Origin of the sequence: Bradyrhizobium sp. LB8.2, from assembly GCF_040548035.1 — a bacterium.
Taxonomy (GTDB): Bacteria; Pseudomonadota; Alphaproteobacteria; order Rhizobiales; family Xanthobacteraceae; genus Bradyrhizobium.
Window position 1 is genome coordinate 227,441 of sequence record NZ_JBEPQV010000004.1, and the last position, 21,260, is coordinate 248,700.

Genomic DNA, 21,260 nt, shown 5'->3' on the forward strand with positions numbered 1-21,260 from the left:
GGCAATCGCTGATTCGCCAGCAATGTAAAAAAATGCCCCGGCCATCACACTGATGTCAATGTAAGTGGGACCAATTGCAGAACATCCACACTCATCGCGCGCAGGCGGTGATTTCGCCCGCGTGACCGTAATCTCAGTGCAGCCCCGCCAATACGCTTCCTTCCCACCGTGACCTTCGCGCATACCATCGGCGACGACAAGCTTTGGCTGCACGAAGACTTTTGGAGAGGGGATGATCGCCCCTCTCCAGATTTCCGATCGATGCCGGCCTATTTTCCGGAGCCCGCGCCGCCGCCGGCCTGGCTGCCCATGTTATTGGTGTTGCTGCCGCCGGCCGAAGGGGTCTGCTTGCCCTTGCTGTCGCTGGCCTCGTTCTGCATGTTCGACGACGCGCCGGTCGTCATGCCCTTGGTCGCGGGGCCCCGCGACGAGGGGCCGACGTCGCCCTTGCCGGATGTGCTTGGGGCGGGTTGTGTTTGTGCAAAGGCGCCGCCGGTCGCCAGCGCCATGATGCACGCAGATGCCAAAATGAACTTCTTCATCTGGTCTCCTCCTGGGTTCACCTCCGGACAACCTGCGCACGGGGCGGACGTTCCCAATTGGCAGCGCCGCGAGAATCGCACCAACGCGCGTTGACGAATGTCGGTGTTCCCCTGCACGGCCCTTATCGAGGTAGAGTTTGGAACATCCGGCTTCTGGTGTAAGGACGAAGCATGAAGAGGGTAATGACTTTCGGAGCGGTTCTGCTCTGGTCCACGATCGCATTCGCGCAGGATCGCACCATCACTGTGGCCTCGACGACGTCGACGGAACAGTCGGGGCTGTTCGGCTATTTGCTGCCGCTGTTCTCGAAGGCCAGCGGCATCGATGTGAAAGTGGTTGCCGTCGGCACGGGCCAGGCGCTCGACATCGGGCGGCGCGGCGATGCAGACGTCGTGTTCGTCCATGACAGGCCTGCCGAAGACAAGTTCATGTCCGAAGGGCAGGGCGTGAAGCGCTTCGATGTCATGTACAACGACTTCGTCATCGTCGGGCCGAAGAGCGATCCTGCGAAGATCGCCGGCGGCAAGGACGTGGCCGAGGCGCTGCGCAAGATCGCCGCCGCGAAGGCGCCGTTCATCTCGCGCGGCGACAAGTCCGGCACGCACGCGGCCGAGCTGCGGCTATGGAAGGAGGCGGGCGTCGACCTCGGTGCCGGCAAGGACGGCTGGTATCGCGAGATCGGCCAGGGCATGGGGCCAGCCCTGAACATGGCGTCGTCGTCGAATGCCTATCTCCTGTCTGACCGCGGCACCTGGTTGTCATTCAAGAACCGCGGCGAGCTTGCCGTTCTGACCGAAGGCGACAAGCGGCTGTTCAACCAGTACGGCGTCATGCTGGTGAATCCGGCAAAGCATTCGAACGTGAAGGCGCAGGACGGGCAAGCCTTCATCGACTGGCTGATCTCTCCTGGGGGACAGGAGGCCATCGCCGGCTACAAGGTCGGTGGCGAGCAGCTATTTTTCCCCAACGCGTCCCACTAGCAGGAAGGCGACGGTTGATACTGCGACGCTGAGCGCGAGCAGGATCAGCCCGAGCCCGAGCGCCAGCGACAGGTCGCCCTTGCTGGTCTCCAGCGCGATCGCAGTCGTCATCGTGCGTGTGAAGCCGCGGATGTTGCCGCCGACGATGATGATGGCGCCGACCTCGGCGATCGCGCGCCCGAAGGCTGCGAGAAAGGCCGTCAGCAGCGAGGTCCGGCCCAGCGCGAACAGCAAGCCGATGCTGCGCAGCACCGACAGCCCGTCGATTCGCGCCAGGTCGCCATACTCCGCCCACAGCAGGCTCGCCGGCCGGTGCACCAGTGCGACGACGATCGGTGTTGCGAGCAGCGCCTGCGCGATCACCATCGCCGCCGGCGTGAACAACAGGCCGGCCGCCCCGAGCGGGCCGGAGCGCGACAGCAGAAGATAGAGCGCGAGCCCGACCACGACCGGCGGAAGACCAAGCAGCGCATTGGTCAGGACGATGATGACCTGCCGCCCGCGGAACCGGGTGATCGCAAGCAGGGCCCCGAACGGCGCCCCGATCAGAAGCGCGACGATGCTCGCGGTCAGGCTGACGCGCACCGACAGTCCGACGATGCCCAGAAGCTCTGCGTCGGCCTCGCCGATCAGCGTGAATGCGGCGCCGATGGATCGCGCGAAGTCGTTCATCCGTGCCTGAGCGTCGGCGCCCGCCACGATGTCTCGGGTGCGTCGATTTCGGGACTGCGGAGGTGATTCACGTATATTTCCCTGAGGGTATCGTCGTGCAAAGCAGCGGCGGAGCGGTTTGGTAACCCGAATTTGACCGGAAATCAAAAGCCGCGGGCGGCATGGCACGAGGCCGCGTTTGGCATCACCGTTTGACGCTGGCCGATGCCGCGACCGTCGGGGGCTCAGATCAAGCCGCGCAGCACTTCAACAAGCCGGGCACACTCGGCCTCCGTTCCTACGGTGATGCGCAAGAAGTCCTCGATGCGCGGCTTTCCGAAATGCCGGACCAGAACGCCACGCTGGCGAAGCGCTGCCGCAAGATCTGTTCCGCTCCGGCTTCGATGGCGCGCGAAAACGAAGTTTGCGAGCGACGGCAACACTTCGAAGCCGAGTTGTCCAAGCTCACGGGCCAGCGTTTCGCGGCTCGCGATGATACGGGCGCGGGTCTTGCGGAACCAGCCGTCGTCCTCGATCGCGGCGACGGCGCCGGCGATAGCGAGGCAATCGACGGGATAGGAGTTGAAGCTGTCCTTCACCCGTTCCAGCGCTTCGATCAGCGGTCGTTGACCGATGGCAAAACCAACCCGCAGGCCAGCGAGCGAGCGCGACTTCGAGAAGGTCTGGATGACCAGCAGATTGTCGTGGCGTGCAACCAGCGGCACGGCGCTCTCGGCGCCGAAATCGACATAGGCCTCGTCCACCACCACCAGCCGGTCCGGTTGTTCGGCAAGAAGCGATGCGATTGCGTCGCGCTGAAGGGCGATGCCGGTCGGGGCGTTCGGATTGCAGAGAAGGATGGCGCTCGATGGTCGCCTGTAGTCGGAGATATCGATTCTCATCGCGGCATCGAGCGGCACCTCGTCGTGCGTTATTCCATAGAGGCCGCAATAGACGGGATAGAAGCTGTAGGTGACGTCGGGAAACAGAAGCGGCATATTGTGCTTCAGAAGAGCCTGGAAGGTGTGGGCCAGAACCTCGTCGGAGCCGTTGCCGACGAACACTTCCTCGGGCCTCACATCGCATTGCGCCGCGATCGCCTCGCGCAGGCGCGTCGCACCCGGATCGGGATAAAGGCGCAGCCGCTCCGCAGCCGATGCGACGGCCGCCAGCACGCGTGGCGAGGGCGGGTAGGGATTCTCGTTGGTATTGAGCTTGACGATGCCGTCCTGCTTCGGCTGCTCGCCGGGGACGTAGGGCGAAAGCGTGTGGACGACCGGACTCCAGAAACGGCTCATGATCTCCAATCCGAATTTGATCGCAGCACAGTAGGGTATGCGGGACCTCCGCGGAAGTGCGCTTGCATTCGGCGTTCCAGGCAAATCCGCACCAGCCTCACGGCCGGAGGCGTTCCCGCCCGCGCGACCCCTGTGCTAGGGTCATCGCGCAATCGCCCAGAATAGAAAACAAGGACGAAGGCCGGTGCGCCCAAGGCGCAGAACAGCCGCAAAGAGAGGAACACATGCCGGGTGCAGTCCTTCCCACCGCTCCCTCGATTCCGACCGCGCCCGTGACGTCAGCTATTCTCGACCGCTTGCGGGAAATCGTGGGCGACAAAGGCCTGATCCTGGACGAGCAAGACAAGCAGCCCTTCGTGACCGACTGGCGCGGCGAACTGGCGGGGCAGGCCGCGGCGGTCGTGCGTCCGGCCAGCACCGCGGAAGTCTCCGCTGTCGTCAAGCTCTGCTACGACAACGGCATTGCCATCGTGCCGCAGGGTGGCAACACCGGCTTGATGGGCGGTGCCACGCCATGGCCTATGCACCGCGGCATCGTGCTGTCGCTCGGTCGCATGAACCGGGTGCTGAATGTCGATCCCGTCGGCTACGCCATGACCGTGGAGGCGGGCTGCATCCTCCAGACGCTTCAGGACACGGCCGCGCGCCACGACCGCCTCTTTCCGCTCAGCCTGGGTGCTCAGGGCTCGTGCATGATCGGAGGCAATCTGTCCACCAATGCCGGCGGCGTGCAGGTGCTGCGTTATGGCAATGCGCGAAATCTGGTGTTGGGTCTCGAGGTCGTGCTGGCTAACGGCGATGTCTGGGACGGCCTGCGCGCACTCAAGAAGGACAACACCGGCTATGACCTCAAGCACCTGTTCATGGGCGCCGAAGGGACACTCGGTATCATCACCAAGGCGGTGCTGAAGCTTTGGCCGGCGCCGAAAGACGTGTGCACGGCATGGCTTGCGATCCGCGATGCCAAGGCAGCCATCGACCTCCTGTCGGAGGCGCATGCCGCTTCCGATGACAATGTCGGCTCCTGCGAACTCATCAGCCGTGCGTGCACCGACATGGTGCTGCGCCACGTTCCCGGGACCCAGGATCCTCTCAAGGCGGAGACCGAGTGGTATCTCCTTCTCGAATGGTCGTCGGCCCGGCCCCGACAGGACTGCGGCACGGGCATGTCGGACAGAATGGAGCAGTTTTTGGCCGGCCAGCTCGAGGCGGGCCGGGTGCTGGATGCGGTGATCGCGCAAACCGAAACGCAGTCGCGCAACATGTGGCGCATTCGCGAGAGCGTGGCCGAGGCATCTCGCACCGAAGGGCCGGGCTTGAGCTACGACGTGTCGGTCGCCATCTCCAGGATTCCAGAGTTCATCGACAGCGGTCTCGAGGCCGTACGCGCAATCCTGCCGACGATCCGCCCCTACCCGCTCGGCCACATCGGTGACGGCAATTTGCACTTCTCCTTCATGGGTCCGAAGGGCATGGACCGCGCTACGCTCAAGCAGTATTCCGCGGCGATCTCACGGGCCGTCAACGACCTCGTCACCTCCATGGGCGGCTCGATCTCGGCGGAACATGGCATCGGCATCGAGAAGCTCGACGAGCTCCAGTACTATCGTTCCCGGACCGAGCTCGACATCATGCGCACGATCAAGCGGGCGCTCGATGCCAAGAACATCATGAATCCGGGCAAGGTGCTTCGTCTCGATTGAAGCGCTCCCCGCCTCGGGCACGGTCCTCCCGGACCCTCGGCGCTCTTGGGGAGGATGCCGCAGATAGCTCGAGCCTAACAGGCCAGGAGGCCGCCAAATCATACCGTTTCGCGGCCGAATGGCGGCTTTATTCCCGCGTTGGATGCTTTAAGGAAGGGCAGGATCAGGTCGCACCCGCCCGGTGGCGGTGCTAGACCCTGATGCAGGAACAATGGGGCGGTGCCGGTATGGCACGTCCGTAAGGATGAAGGATTTGAGGCAATGATCCAAACCGTTGGAATTATCGGGGCAGGGACCATGGGAAACGGCATCGCACAGATTTGTGCCGCGGCCGGGCTTTCGGTCGTGATGGTCGATATTTCCGATGCGGCGGTGAACCGCGGGATTTCGACCGTCGGCGGCAGCCTCGAGCGGCTGGTCAAGAAGGAGAAGATGTCGGCGGGCGATCGCGACGCGACGCTCAAGCGCATCACCGGCACCACCGACCGCGCGAAGCTCGTCGATTGCGACCTCGTCATCGAGGCCGCGACCGAGAACGAGGAGCTCAAGGTCAAGATCCTGAAGGACCTCTGCGCGACGCTGTCGCCGCGCACGCTGCTCGCGACCAACACCTCCTCGATCTCGATCACGAAGCTCGCCGCGGCGACCGACCGCCCCGACCGATTCATCGGCATGCACTTCTTCAATCCGGTACCGGTAATGGCGCTGCTGGAGCTCATCCGCGGCTTGCAGACCTCCGACGACACCCACGCCAAAGCGCTCGATTTCGCCAAGCGCATCGGCAAGGTGGCGATCACCGCCAAGAACAGCCCCGGCTTCGCCGTCAACCGCATCCTGTGCCCGATGATCAACGAAGCGATCTTCGCGCTCCAGGAAGGGATTGCGACGGCGGAAGAGATCGATGCCGGCATGAAGCTCGGCTGCAACCACCCGATCGGGCCGCTGGCGCTCGCCGATCTCGTCGGGCTCGACACCATGTTGTCGGTGATGGAGGTCTTTTACAAAGGCTTCAACGACCCCAAATACCGTCCGGCCCCCTTGCTCAAGGAAATGGTCGATGCCGGCCATCTCGGCCGCAAGACCGGGCAGGGCTTTTACACCTACAGCGCCTGACAATGGCGCAGGCGGCGGGCAATTGGTGCTCGCCGCCAGACCCCGCAATTTGCGCTGCGACAAAGACGCCGCGCGCAATTGAGCTCACAATGTCGAACGGGCGGCCTGCGGGAACAACGGAACGGATAACAAAGGACATGTCGGATCGATTGAAGGCCGAGCGCGAGGCTGCGGCCGAGCGGCGGAACCTGCTGACCCAGGACGCGATCAAGCGCACGGGGATCACCGAAGAGATGATCGGGGAACTCGTCACCCGCTTCTACGGACGCGTGCGCGAGGATGCACTGCTGGGCCCCGTGTTCGCGAGGGTGCGGAATTGGGACGAGCATCTCGCCAATCTCAGGGACTTCTGGTCATCGGTCGTTCTGATGAGTGGCCGCTACCACGGCTCTCCGATGCGGGCGCATATGCCGCTGAGCCTGGCCGGCGATCATTTCGACCGCTGGCTGGATTTGTTCGAACCGACCGCGCACGAAGTCTGTCCGCCCGCGGCGGCCGCGCTGTTCATCGACAAGGCGCGCCGCATCGCCGACAGCTTTGAGATGGCGTCGGCCACCTTGGCGGGTCGGATTGCCGCGCCGCGTCACGTGCTCAGGTCCTAAGGACGATCGGTCTGCCTGCAGACGTACAGCGACCGTGTTCGCCTTTGCGTGCGCGACGGGTAGGGCGGTGCACCAATTCCGATATCATCGGGCTGGTCTGCAAAATCATCATGCGATGCGCGCGATGTGACGTTGAAATTGCGAAACCCGTTCGATTGCTTTCATTCTTGCTCAATCAAAGCGAGCAAAGCCATATTGATGCATTGCGGCGCCAATCCTTCGCCTTGTTTTCGGCAGAGTTCCAGCGCCTCCTAATTGCATGTCCAGCGCATCGTTCATCACCCATTCCTCATCCTCCGAGAATGTCGCGGAGCCTGACGTCGACGCGGGCATCGAGCAGACGCGGCGAACGCTTTTGCTCGGTGCTCTCGCCACCACTGCTTGCCTTGGCTGTGCCTCGCAGGTGCAAGCAGGAGAGGATCCGCCCGGCTCGGATGAGCGGCCGCAGAAGGGCGATGTGCTCGTCTTCTCGGAAGGCGATCGGGAAGGGAAGCTCATTACCGCGGCCGATCTGTCGGTCGGCGGACCGCCGGTGCAAGCCTGGCCGAAAGACCCAAAGACGTCGGTCGTGCGCAGCGCTTCGCGCCTCAACGAGATCCTGATCATCCGGCTCGATCCCGCCGAGCTCGACGAGCAGACGAAAGCACGCGCCGTCGACGGCATCATCGCCTATTCGGCAATCTGCTCGCATGCCGGCTGTCCCGTCACTGCCTGGGTGAAGAGCGATGTCGGCGACAAGGAGGTGTTCAAGTGCATGTGCCACAACTCCGAATACGATCCTCGCGCGGGCGCGCAAGTCGTGTTCGGGCCAGCGCCGCGACGGCTCGCGGCGCTGCCGCTGGCGCTCGCTGACGGTTCGCTCAGCGTAGCCGGAAACTTCATGGGAAAGGTAGGTGGCGTGCAGCCAGGATGATGGACGGTGCGGGTCGTACCCGCGTCACGAGAGGCCGCATCCGCCGATGGGCGGACGACAAGAATTCAAAACAACAATTCAAAATAAGAATTCAAACGGATGAAAAAGGGGAACGTCCATGACCAGGAAGCAATGGTTACTGTCCGGCTTCGTCGCCTTCACGTGTCTTGCCTCGACCGCCGCCGTATCAGGCCCGGTCGAGAACTACGCGCCGGTCACCGCGCAGCGATTGGAAAACCCGGAGCCCGCCAACTGGATGCTCTACCGGCGGACTTATGACGGGCAGGGCTACAGCCCGCTCGACCAGATCAACACCTCGAATGTGAAGAACCTCACCCCGGTCTGGACCTTCGCGACCGGCGTCGTCGAAGGCCACGAGGCGCCGCCGATCGTCAACAACGGCGTGATGTTCGTGGCGACCCCGATGGGGCAGGTGATCGCGCTGAACGCCAAGACCGGCGACGAATATTGGCGCTACAAGCGGCAGCTCCCCGACGATCTGTTCCAGTTGCATCCGACCAGCCGCGGCGTCGGCCTCTGGGAGGACAAGCTCTATCTCGCCACCACCGACGATCATGTCGTCGCGCTCGACGCCAAGACCGGCAAGGTGGTGTGGGACACCAAGGTGCAGGACTACAAGAAGGGCCAGTACATGACCCTGATGCCGCTGGTCGTCGACGGCAAGGTCATCGTCGGCGGCTCCGGCGGCGAGTTCGGCGTGCGCGGCTACGTCGCCGCCTATGATGCCAAGGACGGCAAGGAGCTGTGGCGGACCTATACCATTCCCGGCGAAGGCGAGCCCGGCCACGACACCTGGCAGGGCGAGGACTGGAAGAACGGCGGCGGCTCGGCCTGGATGACCGGCAATTACGACAAGGACACCAAGACGATCTATTGGGGCGTCGGCAACGCCGCGCCGTGGCCCGGCGAGATGCATCCCGGCGACAATCTCTATACCTCCTCGGTGCTCGCGCTCGATCCGAACACCGGCAAGATCAAAACCTATCACCAGTATCACCAGAACGATTCCTGGGATTGGGACGAGGTCGAAGCGCCGATGTTGATCGACCTGCAACGCGACGGCCGCACCATCAAGAGCCTGGTCCATCCGGGACGCGATGCGATCTTCTGGATACTCGAGCGCACGCCCACCAAGATCAACTACATCGCCGGCTGGCCGTTCGTCTCCACCGACGTCTGGAAGGGCATCGATGCCGAGAGCGGCAGGCCGATCCTCGATCCCGCGCACAAGCCGATGGTCGGCAAGCGCGTGGAGTTCTGTCCGTCGCTGTGGGGCGGTAAGGACTGGCCGTCGGCGGCCTACAGCCAGAAGACCGGCCTCGTCTACGTGCCCGCCAACGAGAATTTCTGTGGCGGGTTCACCGGCGAGAAGGTTCCGCTCAAGCCCGGCGAACTCTGGCTCGGCACCAAACCGGAGGACATCGGCCTGAAGACGAAGCCTGGCGCCGATCATTTCGGCGAGCTCCAGGCTTGGGATCCCATTACGGGCAAGAAGATGTGGCAACACAACTTCCCCAAGTCGCAGCTGTTCGGATCGGTGACGGCGACCGCAGGCGATCTCGTCTTCGTGGGCGGCACCAACGACCGCAACTTCCGCGCCTTCAACGCCAAGAGTGGCGAGCTGCTGTGGGAGCAGAAGACCAACTCCGGCATCATGGGCATGCCGGTGTCCTATGAGATCGACGGCACGCAATACATCGCGATCCAGTCGGGATGGGGCGTGGATGCGCAGCGCATCCAGGATGCACTCGTGACCAACAATATCGGTATCGAAGCCAACGTACCGCAGGGCGGCGTCATCTGGGTGTTCGCGCTGAAGAAGTAAGCTCCGCTGGCGGATCGAAAGAAGCGGAGTGTCAGGGGGCAAATGCGGCGGACGGCAACGTCCGCCGCATTTTGCGTGACGGGATGGGATTGCTGCCCGCGCCACGAAGTCGTCATGGCCAGGACAAGCCTGGACAAGCCCGGCCATGACGATGCGGTCGCACGCGGCGCCAGATCGCTACTTCCCCTCGCGCTCTACCTTGCCCTTTTCCTTCCGGTTCATTTCCTGAACCTTGGGATCCGGATTGTGCTGCCCGGTGGTCTGGGTGGTCGAGGGCGGCGAGGCATTGGCGTTGGGCAGCGAGTTCTGGTCCGGCGTGCTGGGGCGCGTGGCCGTGGTTGGCGGTGCCGTGTTGTTCTGGGCGAACACGCCTGTGGTCGTCAAAAGAAAGGCGCTCGACAGCGAAACTGCGAGCGCCTTTGAAATATGGGTCATCGATCTGCTCCTGTCAGATCGATGGAAACGGCGCGAAGCCGCTTTGTGTTCCCGAGCGCGATAGACTTCTATCGCGCCCTTTCCTGATTGAGCATGGTCTGTTCGGAAAACCGGTGTCCACTTTTCCGGACCAAGCTCTCACGCCTCCAATTGCTTGCCGAGCGGAAGGTTGCGGATGCGCTTTCCGGTCGCGGCGAAGATGGCGTTCATCAGCGCCGGCGCGAACGGCGGGACGCCGGGCTCGCCGACTCCGCTCGGTGGCGTATCGGGTCCGGGCGGCACGATGTAGACGTTGGTCACCAGCGGGGATTCATCCATCCTGAGGACCTGGAAGTCGTCAAAGTTCTTTTGCTCCACCTTGCCGTCCTTGAAGCTGATCTCGCCGTATTTGGCGAGGCTCAGCCCCATGATCGCCGCGCCCTCGATCTGCGAGGCGATGCGTTCGGGGTTGACGTAGGTGCCGCAATCGATCGCGGTGTCGACCCGCGGCACCGTCAGCTTGCCCTTGTCGTCGACGGCGACCTCGACGATGGTCGCGATGTAGCTGACGAAGCTGCGGTGTACGGCGATGCCGAGACCGTGTCCCTTGGCGACCGCGCGGCCCCATTCTCCCTTCTCGGCGACCAGCTCGACCACCTTGCGCAGGCGCGCGGTGTCGATCGGATAGCTGTCGAAGGGCTCGCCGTAGTTCCACATGTCCTTCACGGCCGGCTTGACGATGCGCGGGCTGCCGATCAGCGCCAGCAGCGTCTCCTTCTGGTCGCGGCCGGTCGCATGCGCGATCTCGCCGACCATCGACTGTACCGCGAAGGCGCGCGGGATGTTCGAGACCGAGCGGAACCAGCCGATGCGGGTGAACGCCGCGGCTTCCGGGTTCTCGCAAGAGATGTTGGCGATCTCGAACGGCATATCGACGAGGCCCATGCCGAGCTCGAAGGGCGCCTCGTGATTTGCACCGGCGGCGAAGGTCGAGGCGATGCTGGGAGCCACGCTGCGATGGCGCCAGGCGATCACCTTGCCGCTCTTGTCGAGGCCCGCTTCGATCCGTTCCACGGAGACCGTGTGCAGGAAGTCGTGGCGGACGTCGTCCTCGCGCGTCCATTGCACCTTCACGGGCGCGCCGAGCTCCTTCGACAGCAGCGCGGCCTCGAGCGCAAAGTCGCACTTCGACTTGCGGCCGAAACCGCCGCCGAGCAGGGTGACGTTGACCGTGACATTGCCCTCGGGGATGCCGAGCGTCTTGGCGACGTCCTCGCGTGTGCCGCCCGGGCTCTGCACCGGTGCCCAGATCTCCGCCTTGTCGCCCTTGACATCGGCGACCGCCACCGGCGGTTCCATGCTGACATGGGCGAGATGCGGCAGATAATATTCGCCGACGATGATCTTGTCGGCACCCTTCAGGGCAGCATCGGCGTCGCCTTCCTGGCGCACGACGAGGCCCGGTTTGCGTGAGGCTTCCTCGAGCTCCTTGCGGTAGGCGACGGAGTCGTATTTGCCGTTGGCACCGTCATCCCAGGTGAGCTTAAGTGCGTCGCGGCCCTTGATCGCCGCGCCGGTGTTGCGCGCGATCACGGCAACGCCGCCGAGCGGCTGGAATTTCGACGGCCACGGCCAACCGCGCACCTGCATCACCTTCTCGACGCCGGGGACCTTCAGCGCCGCGTCCGGATCGAACGAGACCAGCTTGCCGCCTGTTACCGGCGGGCGCGCGATCACGGCATACTTCATGCCAGGCAGCCGCACGTCGGCGCCGTAACGCGCCTTGCCGGTGGTGATGTCGTGGAGATCGACGATGCCGACCTGGCCCTTGCCGAGATAGCGGAAGTCCTTGGGGTTCTTCAGCTTGAGGCCTTCGATACTCGGCACCGATTCCTTGGCGGCATCGGCTGCGAGCTCGCCGAAGCCGAGCTTGCGGCTCGTCGCGCTGTGGACGACCTCGTGATTGACGGCCTTGACCTCGGTCGCCGGCACGCCCCAGCGCTTGGCCGCGGCCTGTTCCAGCATGGTGCGGGCGGAGGCGCCGATCTGGCGCATCGGCATCAGATAATGCCGCGTGCTGCGCGAGCCGTCGGTGTCCTGGTTGCCGAACTTGACCTCGTCGCCGTGAGCCTGCTGCACTTTGACTCGCGACCAGTCAGCTTCCATTTCTTCCGCTACGATCAGCGGCAGACTGGTGCGCACGCCGGTACCCATCTCGGCGCGGTGGGCGAGGATGGTGACGGTGCCGTCGGGCGCGACCGCGACGAACACGCGCGGGTCCACCACGACGCCATGCGGCATTTTGCCGGCGCCGGTCTCATAGGCGAACGCCTGGCGCGACATCACGGGGGCAGCGAGCACGAAGCCGCCGGTGATGCCGAGCCCTTTCAGGATGCTGCGGCGCGAGACTTTCTCGACCTTGATGTTCTTTTCGAAGCCACGAAGCTTCCCCGGATTGTCGATGAAATTCATGTCACACTCCCGTCGATGCGAGATGGACCGCGTTCTCAATGCGCTGGTAGCAGCCGCAGCGACAGATGTTGCCGGCCATCGCTTCGCGGATCTGATCGTGCGAAGGCTTTGGGTTGTCCATCAGTAGTGCCGCCGCCTGCATGATCTGGCCCGCCTGGCAGAAGCCGCATTGGGGTACGTTGACCTGGCGCCAGGCCTTCTGCACCGCGTGATCGCCGTTCGGATGCAGTCCCTCGATCGTCGTGACCTCGCGGCCGGCGACGTCGTTGACCGATGTGATGCAGGAGCGCACGGCTTCCTTGTCGACGATGACGGTGCAGGCGCCGCAAAGGGCCTGGCCACAGCCGAACTTGGTGCCGGTCAGCCCGGCCTCGTCGCGCAGGAACCAGAGTAGCGGGAGATCCGGGTCGCCGTCCCAGCTCTGTTCCTGGCCGTTGATCTTCACCTTGATCATGATCGTCCCTCGCTCTTCATAAGCTTGCCGATTTCAAATTGTCCCGACGTCGGTCGGTGCAATGCCCCGCTGCGTCGTGTCGTCGCGTTCCGGCCGTCATCCCGCGCGGGCAGATCCCGGCAGGAAGCAGGAAAGCGAATGTCATGTCCGGATGTGCTCGATACCTCCGTCTTGTTCTTGATTATTGAATTTCGCGCGGCATCGTGACGACGCAATCGTAGCAGAGATCGCCTCGGTCCGGCGTTCACAGCCAAGTGTTCTCTAGTCAGCCGTTCTCTAGTCAGCTGTTCTCGACGGGAAAAGATTGCAACCAAGGTTTGTCAAAAGCAGGGCGCTGCATCACGCAGCGCGCCTCCCGAAACGGGCACAATGAAAAAAGCTTCGTCCGCCAGACGAACTGTGCGGACGAAGCAGGATGCCTCAGTCGAGGGAGGGAGAAACGCAAGCGCTGCGGACTTCAAGCAGGAAGCCGACGGCCCTGCGCAGTCATTCAGAGACCAGGACTGAGGGACCTGATGGCCCTCGTATACGCAGAGTGGAGAAGCGGGGGCATCGCCGCGATTGGTCGCGGGCCGGACCCGTCCGCTCGCTGGCGAGAACCAGCGAGCGGACGGGCGCGGCAAACGTCAGGCGGCCTGGCTCAGGCGGCTTTGGCCTTCGCCACGTGGGTCGCGATCGCGTCCATCAGCGCCGGCGACAGGCAGTCATAGGGCTCGAGGCCGATTTCCTTCAGCCGCGAACGAATACCGGGCATTTCCTCCGGCTTCACGCCCGATTCGATCACCGAGGAGACGAAGGCGGCGAATTGCGGCGCCTGCGAACCCTGTTCCTGGAACAGTTCGGGGTGAATGAAGTCGAGGCCGTAGAACGGGTGGCCCTTGTTCTCGATGCGGCCGTACATGTGGGTGCCGCAGGCCTTGCAGGCATGGCGCTGGATCACCGCAGAGGGGTCGACGATCTGGAGCTTGTCGCCGTTCTCAATCACGCTGACGTTCTGGCGCGGCACCACGGCGACGACGGAGAAATTCGCGCCCTGCGGCTTCCAGCACTTGGTGCAGCCACAGGCGTGGTTGTGCGCGACGTCGCCCTTGACGGCGACCTTGACCTGATGGTCCTTGCATTTGCATACGAGCGTGCCGCCGGCAAAGCTGCCGCTGCCCTGTTTGAGGCCGTTATCGATCGAGGGATGGAGTGCAACAGTCATGGGTCGATCCTCCTTGGGGGTGACGCTTTTCGAACTAGAACACGACGACTGAACGGATGGATTTGCCCTCATGCATCAGCTCGAAGCCTTTATTGATGTCTTCGAGCTTGAGCGTGTGGGTGATCATCGGGTCGATCTGGATCTTTCCGTTCATGTACCAGTCGACGATCTTCGGCACGTCGGTGCGGCCGCGCGCGCCGCCGAAGGCGGTGCCCCGCCAGTTGCGGCCGGTGACGAGTTGGAACGGGCGGGTGGCGATCTCCTTGCCGGATTCGGCAACGCCGATGATGATCGAGGTGCCCCAGCCGCGATGGCAGGCTTCCAGCGCCTGGCGCATCACCGTGGTGTTGCCGGTGCAGTCGAAGGTGTAGTCGGCGCCGCCGTCGGTCAGGGTCACGAGATGCGGGACGATGTCGCCGGTGATCTTCTTGGGATTGACGAAATCGGTCATGCCGAACCGCCGGCCCCATTCTTCCTTGGAGTCGTTGATGTCGACGCCGATGATCTTGTCGGCGCCGGCCATCTTGGCGCCCTGGATCACGTTGAGGCCGATGCCGCCGAGGCCGAACACCACGACGTTGGAGCCCGGCTCGACCTTGGCGGTATTGACGACGGCGCCGACGCCGGTGGTGACGCCGCAGCCGATGTAGCAGCTCTTGTCGAACGGCGCGTCCTCGCGGATCTTGGCGACCGCGATCTCCGGCAGCACGGTGAAGTTCGAGAAGGTGGAGCAGCCCATGTAGTGGTAGATCGGCTTGCCCTTGTAGGAGAAGCGGCTGGTGCCGTCCGGCATCACGCCCTTGCCCTGAGTCGCGCGGATTGCGGTGCAGAGATTGGTCTTCTGGCTGAGGCAGCTTTTGCACTGCCGGCATTCCGGCGTGTAGAGCGGGATGACGTGGTCGCCCGGCTTCACCGAGGTCACGCCAGGACCGATCTCGCGAATGATGCCGGCGCCCTCATGGCCCAGGATCGACGGGAAGATTCCTTCGCTGTCGAAGCCGTCGAGCGTGTAGGCGTCGGTGTGGCAGATGCCCGTCGCCTTGATCTCGACCAGGACTTCGCCGACCTTCGGTCCTTCCAGATCGACCTCCACGATCTCGAGCGGCTTCTTGGCTTCGAAAGCGACGGCGGCACGTGTCTTCATCGTAAGCTCCTCAAATTCTAGCAGGGCGCCAGGAACCAGGTCCTGGTCGGGCTCCGCACGTTCACTTCTTGTTGCCCATGCACGAATCCTCGTTCTTGGTATAGGCGTCGTTCTTGTCCTCGTGCTTGCCGGGTCGGGTGCGGCCCCAGGCCTCGTTGGAGCGGGCGCGCAGATAGACGTAGAGATCGTCCATGTAGCAGGCGACGTTCGGGTTATCGCCGAAGGCCGGCATCACGTTCTCCTGGGCAGTCGAGATGTTCTTGCGGCCGGAGGCGACGACGCCGAGAAAATCCGCGTAGCTCATCGTCTTCAGCGAATCCTTCAGCGCCGGGGCGTAGGTCGAGCCCATTCCATCCGGGCCGTGACACACATGGCAGTCCGAGTGATAGCGGCGGTATCCGGAATAGGTGTACCAGTCCACAGAGCCCTCCGTGATCCTGTAGGTTGGGTTGCCTTCCTTGTCGGACCATTCGCCGGTTTCGTTCTGCTTGACGGCGGTCGGATCACCTGAGCCGTCCGCGACGGCAATTCCCCCGGACGCAATCAAAAACATCGCAGCGATGGCAGAGCAGATTTTACGCAAGAGATTTTCCCTCGGAAGGCATTCGGTGAGACGAGCCGGCGCGTGGAGTAGATCCACGCGCCGGAGCGATGCTGAGAGGCCTAGTTGGGCAGCGAGAACACGGTCAGCGTACCACCGAGTGCCGTGTAGCTGCTGAGCGCCGCGTAGCCACCGACTGCGCCGAGACCTGCGGTCGGATCGGTCAGACCCGCCGCCAGACCGATACCGGCCCAGCCACCCACGCCGGAGAGCACTGCGATATACTGCTTGCCGCCGTTCTCGTAGGTGGTGACGTTGCCGATGATACCGGAGGGAGTCTTGAACTTGTAGAGCTCCTTGCCGGTCTTGGCATCGACTGCCTTCAGATAGCCTTCGAGCGTTCCGTAGAACACCACGTTGCCCGCGGTTGCGAGTGCACCCGACCAGACCGAGAACTGCTCCTTGTTCGACCAGACGATCTTGCCGGTCTTGCCGTCCCAGGCGATGAAGTTACCCATATGGGTTTCACCCTGCGGCGGATACATCGAGAGCGTCGCACCCACATAGGGCTGGCCCGCGGTGTAGCTCACCTTGAACGGTTCGTAGTCCATGCAGACGTGGTTGGTCGGAACGTAGAACAGCTGCGTGTCCGGCGAGTAGGCTGCCGGCTGCTCGTCCTTGGTGCCGAGCGCGGCCGGGCAGATACCCTTCACGTTGTGGTCCTCGCCCGCCTTGTCGGTCGAAGCTGTGTCGAGGACCTTCGGACGGCCATAGGTCGGCGAGTTCTTGTCCATGTCGACGCCGGAAGTCCAGTTCACCTTCGGATCGTACTTTTCGGCGACCAGAAGCTCACCGTTGACACGATCGAGCGTGTAGCCGAGGCCGTTACGATCGAAGTGCGTTAGCAGCTTGCGCGGCGCGCCGTTGATCGTCTGGTCCGAGAGGATCATCTCGTTGACGCCGTCATAGTCCCACTCGTCGTGGGGCGTCATCTGATAGACCCATTTGGCAACGCCCGTATCCGGGTTGCGCGCCCAGATCGTCATCGACCATTTGTTGTCGCCGGGACGCTGCTTCGGATTCCAGGTCGAGGGATTGCCGGAGCCGTAATAGACGAGGTTCAGCGCGGGATCGTAGGAGATCCAGCCCCAGGTCGCACCGCCACCAATCTTCCACTGATCGCCTTGCCAGGTCTTGAGGCTGGAGTCCTTGCCGATCGGCTTGCCGAGTGCGGTGGTCTTCTCGGGGTCGACCAGAAGCTGATCATCCGGCCCTTCCGAGTATCCACGCCATGCCAGCTTGCCGGTCTTGATGTCGTAGGCGGACATATGGGCCTGAACGCCGAACTCGCCGCCAGAGATACCGATCAGCACCTTGTCCTTGACGACCATTGGAGCCGAAGTGCCGGTCTCGCCCTTGCTGGCGTCGCCATTCTTCGCGGTCCATGCCACCTGACCGCTCTTGGCGTCGAGTGCGACGAGCGTGGTGTCGGCCTGATGCAGGAAGATCTTGCCGTCGCCAAAGGCCAAGCCGCGGTTGACCGTATCGCAGCACATCACCGGGATGACATTCGGGTCCTGCTTCGGCTCGTACTTCCAGACGATCTTGTTCTCGTTGGAAAGGTCAATAGCGTAGACCTTGTTCGGGAACGGCGTGTGGACGTACATCATGTTGCCGATGATCAGCGGGCCGCCTTCGTGGCCGCGCAGCACGCCGGTCGAGAAGGTCCAGGCGACCTGGAGCTTGCCTACGTTTTGTGCGTTGATCTGGTTCAGTTTGGAATAGCGGGTATTGGCGTAGTCGCCCGTCGGCATCACCCAGTCTTTCGGGTTCTGCGACATCTTGAGCACTTCATCGTTGGCCGACGCGCTGCCGACGGCGAGAGCCGCCGCGGAGCCAAGATAGGCCGCCAGTAGTACCTTGCGCATAGTCATTCCTCCATTGGTCTCGTTTATTGTTTCCGAAGCATTGCTTAATCACCGGGCTCTTGGTCCGGCGTCTGCTCGTGCAGGGCGGTCACGATTGGGACCAGAAACGATGCGGTGGTGTTACCTCCTCCTGATGAGAGTCACGGGTCCGCGTGCAGAGCGGCCCGTTCTTGTTGTTCCTGCCGCAATTCGTAACGACTTCGTAATCGGGAAACTTGCCCAAGAGAGAAGCCGGTTTGCTTCACAGCGCACGGACACGAAGATTTTGATTTTGCAGTAGCGAATTCAGCAGCTTCCGCATTGCTTTGGGGCCGTCTTCAACGCTCAGGTTCCCCTTGACGGCGCTGCGACTAAGGCGGAGGATTAACTTTCAAGGGTGACAATGGAACGATGGCGCTCGTTCTAGAAGATCGCTCAAATCGAGGTAAACGTCACGCAATCATGGCTGAGGGCTCCGGCAGCGCTGGTTGCGATTCGTATCGAATCTCCGGATCAAACCAGTGGCTGGATTAATGTCCGACACAATACACACGCTCTCGACGACGGGAATGACGCCGAAGCGGCAGATCCAGAGCTGGATCGATGGGCTGACGAGCCTGTGTGGGCATTTCGACGTCGATCCGCTGGAGGCGTCCTCGCTCGAAGGCCGCATCGACTACACCTCCGTCTCGCGCTTGAAGCTCTGCCAGATCGAGGTCAGCCAGCATCGCATCGCGCACACGCTGGCGCGCGCCAAGGCCAATGAGCACCCGTACATCAAGATCCACTTCCAGACTTACGGTGTGTCATATTTCGAGCAGGATGGCCGCCACATCGAGCTGAACCCGGGCGACATCATCGCCTATGACGTCTCCTGTCCGCATTCGATCATCAGCCCCGCTTTCACGCGCCACGACGTGGTGATCGTGCCGAAGGCGCTGCTGCGCGACCGCGGATTCCCGTCGCAGCGAATGCCCGCCTGCAAATTGACGTCACGCACGGGGACGGGGCGGATCGCCCATGATTTCGTCCATGCGACCTTCGACGAGGCGGCCAAGCTGTCGGCGAACAGTGCGGTCGGCGTCGCCGATTCGCTGATCGACCTTTTGCTGCTGCCGCTGCGCGAGGCGGACACGATGCTCGATCGCGTCGGGCCCGAAGCGACGTATGTGCGCGCGCAGTTCTTCATTCGCGAGCATTTGCGCGATCCGGATCTGTGCATCGACCAGATCTCCGCCGAGCTCGGCTGCTCCAAACGCTATCTGCACATGTTGTTCTCCGAGCGCGGCACCACGGTGAGCGACTACATTTGGCAGGCGCGTCTTCAGAATTGCCGCCAGGAACTCGAGACCCATGCCGGCAAGACCATCACCGATGTCGCGTTCTCCTGGGGCTTCTCCAGCTCATCGCATTTCAGCCGCGTGTTCCGGAAATATTTCGGCGTAGTGCCGTCCTCGATCCACAAGGCGCAACAGGGCGCCGTTGCCGCGGACGAGCATTAGGCGAACGCCAAGCTCGGCGGTCGCCGAGAGCAAATGACCGTCACACGTCCGCGATGTCTCTCACGCCGATAGGGCGACGTAGGGAATACCGGCCACGAGAGCGGCGAGCAGCACCGCGTTGCCCAGCATCCCGCTCCAATGTAACCGGCGTAATCGGCGTGGGGCTTCGGTATCGCCGGCGTCTCGCGCGCTGAGCTGGTCGTCGATCCGCCGCATGAAGCCGCGGCGTCCGTAGATCGCCAGGGCTGTAACCAAGCCAACGCCGGTCGCGGCGAGCAAACGACCGTCGACAGGAAGGCGACCGTTCCGATGATTCCGGCAACGCGCATCACCAGAAAATGGGCATTGAACATTCCGCGCAAAAGCTGGGCGACGGGTTGGATATCCAGCTTCACCAGCAGGAAGGCGGGCGAAGCCAGCGTGAAATAGCCCATCGGAAAGAGCAGAATGATCATGACGGCTATGGCGACGCCATCCGGTGTGACGCCATCCGGTGTCATGGGATCGGCCTTTCTCGTCCGCGCCGGGGAGATCTTCCGCCAGCGTGGCACAATCATAGCGCGAAGATGCGTTTCCGACACTAGGCTTTGGTCGGATGTCGGCGAAGGTACCTCGCCTCGAGGTTCAGGCCGGCTCCAGGCCGCCCGCGAAGGCGGGCGATCCAGTGTGGTCGCATGTCATCTCACCGCTGGATGATCTTCATCCAGACGTCGCCGAGGATTGCAGGCTCTCGCGGCGGCAGATAGGTCAGCCCTGCCTGCCTGCCGAATTCGGCGATCTTGCCCTCGGCAGCAAGCCCGCTCAGCGCCGTGTTGACGACGTCGATCAGTGCGGGATCGCCGGCGAGCCCGACATAGCCGCGGTTGGCGCCGATCGGATAGTAATAGCCGGACGCCGTGATTGCCGTGTCGGGATGCGCGGCGCGATGGGCGTCGAAACGGCCGAGGTCGATCAGCGTCGCGTCGTAGTCGCCACGAGCGAGCGCGCCGAGGAGATCGTCGCGACCGGGGACGAGATGGGTGATGTTGTCGATCAGGCGCCCCTTGTCGAAGGTCATCAGGACGGCATCGCCCAGCGAGCCACTCTCGATGACGAGGCGAAGGCCGGCAAGGTCGCCGATATCGCCGATCTTGCGGCCCTGCGCCTTCGGCCCGAGCACAACCGTCATCGGCGAGTAAACATAGGGCTGGCTCGGTGCAAGCACGCCGAGCGCGACGCGGCGGCGCCGGTCGTCACGGGTGGCGCCGGCAAAATCCGGTAAGCGTGCCGTCTTCATGCCGGGCTTGACGAGCGAATCCGTCGTCAGCGCGTAGCCGCCGACCAGCGAGCAGCGCCCGTCGGACAGCAGCGCATTGGCCTCGAGCTGCGGGCTCGAATCCTCATCCAGCTTGCTCTCGAACCACTGGATCGTCAGAGGCCGTCCGAGCCGGTCGGCGAGCGCCTGCGCCAGCCGCACGTCGAAGCCGGAGTCCGGCTTGCCCTTGTGATGCACCGAGAGCGGCGGCCGGTCCTCGTCGAGACAGATCCTGAGCGGATCGTCGGCCGCGCGCGCAGCCGTGGCCGCCGCCGCGAGAATCGCGGCAACGCTCCACGCGACGTGCCAGGTCTTCATGGCTTCCTCCGGCTCGAGATGAAAGCCCAGAGATCCCCGATCTCGTCGTCGTTGAGGATGTCAGCCCAGGGCGGCATCTTGTTGTTCTTGCCGTTCTTCACCGTGGTGACGAAGCGCGTCTTGTCGTTTGGGAAGGCGCGCAGGTCCGGCGTGATGGTGCCGGGGTTCATCATGTTGGGGCCGTGGCAGTGCGAGCATTTTTCGGCATAGGTCGACTTGCCGTGGTCGATCTGTGCCTGCACGGGATTGCCGGTTGCGTTATCCGCGGCACGAACGGTCGCCGCAAGCGCGACCGTGAGCACCGCGACGGCGGCGAGGATTGCCGCCGTCTTGTGAGATCCGTCTTTCAGCATCGCGCCGT

The 21,260-nt window shown here is 63.3% G+C and carries 19 protein-coding genes and 1 pseudogene; 7 read left to right on the forward strand and 13 right to left on the reverse strand.

Features of this window, described 5'->3' with window-relative positions; genetic code table 11:
* Nucleotides 1-269 precede the first annotated feature (269 nt).
* Nucleotides 270-542: a hypothetical protein gene (locus ABIB06_RS07380; protein WP_354045291.1), complete on the reverse strand. Its 273-nt coding sequence runs from the start codon at nt 540-542 to the stop codon at nt 270-272.
* 171 nt (nt 543-713) lie between these two features.
* Between ABIB06_RS07380 and ABIB06_RS07385 the strand changes: the two genes are divergently transcribed.
* Complete coding sequence (locus ABIB06_RS07385) at nt 714-1,523, forward strand: ABC transporter substrate-binding protein (RefSeq protein ID WP_354045289.1); 810 nt, start codon at nt 714-716, stop codon at nt 1,521-1,523.
* Here the strand turns inward: ABIB06_RS07385 and ABIB06_RS07390 are convergent.
* Both ABIB06_RS07390 and hisC read right to left on the reverse strand, forming a co-directional pair.
* On the reverse strand, nt 1,497-2,195 hold the full coding sequence (locus ABIB06_RS07390; protein WP_247349664.1) for an ABC transporter permease: 699 nt from the start codon (nt 2,193-2,195) through the stop codon (nt 1,497-1,499). The genes ABIB06_RS07385 and ABIB06_RS07390 overlap by 27 nt on opposite strands.
* A gap of 224 nt (nt 2,196-2,419) precedes the next feature.
* Nucleotides 2,420-3,472 carry a histidinol-phosphate transaminase gene (gene hisC, locus ABIB06_RS07395; RefSeq protein WP_354045287.1) on the reverse strand — a complete coding sequence of 351 codons (1,053 nt, stop codon included), beginning with the start codon at nt 3,470-3,472 and terminating at the stop codon, nt 2,420-2,422.
* Between the two features lie 224 nt (nt 3,473-3,696).
* Between hisC and ABIB06_RS07400 the strand changes: the two genes are divergently transcribed.
* The 5 genes from ABIB06_RS07400 (at nt 3,697) to ABIB06_RS07420 (ending at nt 9,649) form a co-directional block, all read left to right on the forward strand.
* Complete coding sequence (locus tag ABIB06_RS07400) at nt 3,697-5,175, forward strand: FAD-binding oxidoreductase (protein ID WP_354045285.1); 1,479 nt, start codon at nt 3,697-3,699, stop codon at nt 5,173-5,175.
* Nucleotides 5,176-5,436: 261 nt separating this feature from the next.
* The gene (locus tag ABIB06_RS07405; protein WP_354045283.1) at nt 5,437-6,288 is read left to right on the forward strand and encodes a 3-hydroxybutyryl-CoA dehydrogenase; all 852 of its coding nucleotides are present in this window, start codon (nt 5,437-5,439) and stop codon (nt 6,286-6,288) included.
* A gap of 137 nt (nt 6,289-6,425) precedes the next feature.
* Complete coding sequence (locus tag ABIB06_RS07410; protein ID WP_247349598.1) at nt 6,426-6,890, forward strand: group III truncated hemoglobin; 465 nt, start codon at nt 6,426-6,428, stop codon at nt 6,888-6,890.
* Between the two features lie 259 nt (nt 6,891-7,149).
* Nucleotides 7,150-7,803 (forward strand): QcrA and Rieske domain-containing protein, encoded by a 654-nt coding sequence (locus ABIB06_RS07415; RefSeq protein ID WP_247349597.1) that lies wholly within the window; start codon nt 7,150-7,152, stop codon nt 7,801-7,803.
* Between the two features lie 118 nt (nt 7,804-7,921).
* Complete coding sequence (locus ABIB06_RS07420; RefSeq protein ID WP_354068669.1) at nt 7,922-9,649, forward strand: methanol/ethanol family PQQ-dependent dehydrogenase; 1,728 nt, start codon at nt 7,922-7,924, stop codon at nt 9,647-9,649.
* Between the two features lie 177 nt (nt 9,650-9,826).
* Here ABIB06_RS07420 and ABIB06_RS07425 read toward each other — a convergent pair whose 3' ends face one another.
* The 7 genes from ABIB06_RS07425 to xoxF5 all read right to left on the reverse strand — a co-directional run bounded on the left by ABIB06_RS07425 (nt 9,827) and on the right by xoxF5 (nt 17,806).
* Nucleotides 9,827-10,084 carry a hypothetical protein gene (locus ABIB06_RS07425; protein ID WP_354045280.1) on the reverse strand — a complete coding sequence of 86 codons (258 nt, stop codon included), beginning with the start codon at nt 10,082-10,084 and terminating at the stop codon, nt 9,827-9,829.
* 138 nt (nt 10,085-10,222) lie between these two features.
* Nucleotides 10,223-12,535, reverse strand: coding sequence for a xanthine dehydrogenase family protein molybdopterin-binding subunit (locus tag ABIB06_RS07430; RefSeq protein WP_354045278.1), 2,313 nt, complete (start codon nt 12,533-12,535; stop codon nt 10,223-10,225).
* Nucleotide 12,536: 1 nt separating this feature from the next.
* On the reverse strand, nt 12,537-12,989 hold the full coding sequence (locus ABIB06_RS07435; RefSeq protein ID WP_354045276.1) for a (2Fe-2S)-binding protein: 453 nt from the start codon (nt 12,987-12,989) through the stop codon (nt 12,537-12,539).
* Between the two features lie 640 nt (nt 12,990-13,629).
* The gene (gfa, locus tag ABIB06_RS07440) at nt 13,630-14,193 is read right to left on the reverse strand and encodes an S-(hydroxymethyl)glutathione synthase (protein WP_247443913.1); all 564 of its coding nucleotides are present in this window, start codon (nt 14,191-14,193) and stop codon (nt 13,630-13,632) included.
* Nucleotides 14,194-14,227: 34 nt separating this feature from the next.
* The gene (locus ABIB06_RS07445; protein WP_106946409.1) at nt 14,228-15,337 is read right to left on the reverse strand and encodes an S-(hydroxymethyl)glutathione dehydrogenase/class III alcohol dehydrogenase; all 1,110 of its coding nucleotides are present in this window, start codon (nt 15,335-15,337) and stop codon (nt 14,228-14,230) included.
* A 61-nt stretch (nt 15,338-15,398) separates the two neighbouring features.
* The gene (locus tag ABIB06_RS07450; protein ID WP_247444031.1) at nt 15,399-15,890 is read right to left on the reverse strand and encodes a c-type cytochrome, methanol metabolism-related; all 492 of its coding nucleotides are present in this window, start codon (nt 15,888-15,890) and stop codon (nt 15,399-15,401) included.
* A 110-nt stretch (nt 15,891-16,000) separates the two neighbouring features.
* On the reverse strand, nt 16,001-17,806 hold the full coding sequence (gene xoxF5, locus ABIB06_RS07455) for a lanthanide-dependent methanol dehydrogenase XoxF5 (RefSeq protein WP_247349590.1): 1,806 nt from the start codon (nt 17,804-17,806) through the stop codon (nt 16,001-16,003).
* Nucleotides 17,807-18,318: 512 nt separating this feature from the next.
* Between xoxF5 and ABIB06_RS07460 the strand changes: the two genes are divergently transcribed.
* Nucleotides 18,319-19,287, forward strand: coding sequence for a helix-turn-helix domain-containing protein (locus tag ABIB06_RS07460; RefSeq protein WP_247349589.1), 969 nt, complete (start codon nt 18,319-18,321; stop codon nt 19,285-19,287).
* Between the two features lie 60 nt (nt 19,288-19,347).
* Here ABIB06_RS07460 and ABIB06_RS07465 read toward each other — a convergent pair.
* The 3 genes and pseudogenes from ABIB06_RS07465 to ABIB06_RS07475 form a co-directional block, all read right to left on the reverse strand.
* A pseudogene (locus ABIB06_RS07465) lies at nt 19,348-19,787 on the reverse strand (hypothetical protein).
* 182 nt (nt 19,788-19,969) lie between these two features.
* On the reverse strand, nt 19,970-20,899 hold the full coding sequence (locus ABIB06_RS07470) for a substrate-binding periplasmic protein (protein WP_354045272.1): 930 nt from the start codon (nt 20,897-20,899) through the stop codon (nt 19,970-19,972).
* Nucleotides 20,896-21,252 (reverse strand): c-type cytochrome, encoded by a 357-nt coding sequence (locus ABIB06_RS07475; protein ID WP_354045270.1) that lies wholly within the window; start codon nt 21,250-21,252, stop codon nt 20,896-20,898. The genes ABIB06_RS07470 and ABIB06_RS07475 overlap by 4 nt, the downstream gene beginning before the upstream one ends.
* Between the last annotated feature and the right edge of the window lie 8 nt (nt 21,253-21,260).

Excerpts from the sequence above, each read along its gene's own strand:
- ABIB06_RS07380 (WP_354045291.1), bottom strand. The coding sequence starts at position 542 with ATGAAGAAGTTCATTTTGGCATCTGCGTGCATCATGGCGCTGGCGACC.
- ABIB06_RS07385 (WP_354045289.1), top strand. The coding sequence starts at position 714 with ATGAAGAGGGTAATGACTTTCGGAGCGGTTCTGCTCTGGTCCACGATC.
- ABIB06_RS07390 (WP_247349664.1), bottom strand. The coding sequence starts at position 2,195 with ATGAACGACTTCGCGCGATCCATCGGCGCCGCATTCACGCTGATCGGC.
- hisC (WP_354045287.1), bottom strand. The coding sequence starts at position 3,472 with ATGAGCCGTTTCTGGAGTCCGGTCGTCCACACGCTTTCGCCCTACGTC.
- ABIB06_RS07400 (WP_354045285.1), top strand. The coding sequence starts at position 3,697 with ATGCCGGGTGCAGTCCTTCCCACCGCTCCCTCGATTCCGACCGCGCCC.
- ABIB06_RS07405 (WP_354045283.1), top strand. The coding sequence starts at position 5,437 with ATGATCCAAACCGTTGGAATTATCGGGGCAGGGACCATGGGAAACGGC.
- ABIB06_RS07410 (WP_247349598.1), top strand. The coding sequence starts at position 6,426 with ATGTCGGATCGATTGAAGGCCGAGCGCGAGGCTGCGGCCGAGCGGCGG.
- ABIB06_RS07415 (WP_247349597.1), top strand. The coding sequence starts at position 7,150 with ATGTCCAGCGCATCGTTCATCACCCATTCCTCATCCTCCGAGAATGTC.
- ABIB06_RS07420 (WP_354068669.1), top strand. The coding sequence starts at position 7,922 with ATGACCAGGAAGCAATGGTTACTGTCCGGCTTCGTCGCCTTCACGTGT.
- ABIB06_RS07425 (WP_354045280.1), bottom strand. The coding sequence starts at position 10,084 with ATGACCCATATTTCAAAGGCGCTCGCAGTTTCGCTGTCGAGCGCCTTT.
- ABIB06_RS07430 (WP_354045278.1), bottom strand. The coding sequence starts at position 12,535 with ATGAATTTCATCGACAATCCGGGGAAGCTTCGTGGCTTCGAAAAGAAC.
- ABIB06_RS07435 (WP_354045276.1), bottom strand. The coding sequence starts at position 12,989 with ATGATCAAGGTGAAGATCAACGGCCAGGAACAGAGCTGGGACGGCGAC.
- gfa (WP_247443913.1), bottom strand. The coding sequence starts at position 14,193 with ATGACTGTTGCACTCCATCCCTCGATCGATAACGGCCTCAAACAGGGC.
- ABIB06_RS07445 (WP_106946409.1), bottom strand. The coding sequence starts at position 15,337 with ATGAAGACACGTGCCGCCGTCGCTTTCGAAGCCAAGAAGCCGCTCGAG.
- ABIB06_RS07450 (WP_247444031.1), bottom strand. The coding sequence starts at position 15,890 with ATGTTTTTGATTGCGTCCGGGGGAATTGCCGTCGCGGACGGCTCAGGT.
- xoxF5 (WP_247349590.1), bottom strand. The coding sequence starts at position 17,806 with ATGCGCAAGGTACTACTGGCGGCCTATCTTGGCTCCGCGGCGGCTCTC.
- ABIB06_RS07460 (WP_247349589.1), top strand. The coding sequence starts at position 18,319 with ATGTCCGACACAATACACACGCTCTCGACGACGGGAATGACGCCGAAG.
- ABIB06_RS07470 (WP_354045272.1), bottom strand. The coding sequence starts at position 20,899 with ATGAAGACCTGGCACGTCGCGTGGAGCGTTGCCGCGATTCTCGCGGCG.
- ABIB06_RS07475 (WP_354045270.1), bottom strand. The coding sequence starts at position 21,252 with ATGCTGAAAGACGGATCTCACAAGACGGCGGCAATCCTCGCCGCCGTC.